General features: G+C 56.2%; 1 protein-coding gene and 1 pseudogene. One reads left to right on the forward strand and one right to left on the reverse strand.

The window, feature by feature from the left end:
* Nucleotides 1-203 (reverse strand): annotated as a pseudogene (locus EO136_RS18740) (hypothetical protein); the annotation flags it as partial.
* 173 nt (nt 204-376) lie between these two features.
* Between EO136_RS18740 and EO136_RS16105 the strand changes: the two are divergent.
* Complete coding sequence (locus EO136_RS16105) at nt 377-676, forward strand: hypothetical protein (protein WP_127145418.1); 300 nt, start codon at nt 377-379, stop codon at nt 674-676.
* The last annotated feature ends 37 nt before the right edge of the window (nt 677-713 follow it).

Below are 713 nucleotides of genomic sequence, written 5' to 3' on the forward strand. Positions count from 1 at the left end.
CGCGTTCCGTTGGGCAGGATCTTGTATCGGCAGGCCCATCCGTCGAGGATGACGAACACGGGCCCCGGTCTGTCGCCCTCGCGTATCAAGTCAGTCTTGAGCGGAACCTTGGTCGGTCGCGACGTCGCTTCTGCAAGCGCAGCTACCTCGGCTGGTGAGAGGGTGCAAAAGCCTTGCAGCTTATCGATGAAGCGGTTTTTCATGGTTTCACCATTTCACGACCTGGCTTGCTTTGATATTGTCTGAAGTTATTATTCATTGTTGATCCAGGTGATGGTTCTGCCGACGTAATTGGCCTACAAGACATCATCGTCGGCCCGGTATCAGGCTCCGGCGGCTGAGGGACATTGTGCTCTCGCCTGCGCAGGAGAGAACGATGAACCACGATATTTCCAACAACCACGGCGCTCCGCACATGCGGGAAGCTGATGCGCACGGTCAGGCAGCCATGCTTTTGGTGGAATGTCTGCTTCACCGCTTGATCGAAAAGCAAGTTCTCAGCGTGGAGGAAGCCATCGACATCATTGATGTGGCCACCGAAGTGAAAATTGAAACTGGCACTGAGCGTGGCGAAATGCCCGCCACGCTGCAGGCTTCCATTCATCTGCTGCAGGACATCAGCGCGAGCCTTCGGTTTGACGTGGCCGGCCAGGTGAAGGAGGGCACTCCGATATGACCGATCAGATCGCTGTGCTTGTGGTTGAGGACGAGGC

Source organism: Pelagibacterium montanilacus, assembly GCF_003992665.1.
GTDB lineage: Bacteria > Pseudomonadota > Alphaproteobacteria > Rhizobiales > Devosiaceae > Pelagibacterium > Pelagibacterium montanilacus.

Coding starts and splice junctions, on each gene's coding strand:
- EO136_RS16105 (WP_127145418.1), top strand. CDS start 377: ATGAACCACGATATTTCCAACAACCACGGCGCTCCGCACATGCGGGAA.